A 479-nucleotide genomic window follows, 5' to 3' on the forward strand; every position below is an offset into this window, starting at 1 on the left:
CATCCGCGGGGCCACGCCGCGCTTCGCCAGTCAGCTCAGCCATAAATACGCGCAGCTCAACGTGCGTGCGGTGCAGACGGACCTTGAACACAACCACGGTCGTCAGGTAGCCACGTCCTACATTCAGAACGTTGCCGAGTGGGTGGGCACCATCGCCGCGGCCAAGGAAGAAGATTGGGAGTACGAGATGCCGACGTTGAGTGCGAGCATCAGTACGGTCATGGTCAGCCTCGATGGCGCCATGATCCCGATGGCCGACAGCGCTGGCTACCGCGAGGCGATGGTCGGCACGCTCTCGTTCTACGACCCCGAAGGCGAACGCCAACACACGATCTACCTCGCCGCCGCGCCCGAGTACGGCAAGCACGCCTTTTATCAGCGCATGACGCGTGAGATTGGCCGGGCCAAGCAGCGCTATCCCGACGCGCTCTACCTGGGGATCGCTGACGGTGCCGCCAGCAATTGGACCTTCCTTGAGG

Annotated in this window: 1 pseudogene; it reads left to right on the forward strand. The window is 63.3% G+C overall.

Annotated elements, in window-relative coordinates:
* Positions 1–479, forward strand: a pseudogene (locus D779_RS21955) (ISKra4 family transposase); the annotation flags it as partial.

It is taken from the genome of Imhoffiella purpurea (genome assembly GCF_000585215.1).
Taxonomy (GTDB): Bacteria; Pseudomonadota; Gammaproteobacteria; order Chromatiales; family Chromatiaceae; genus Imhoffiella; species Imhoffiella purpurea.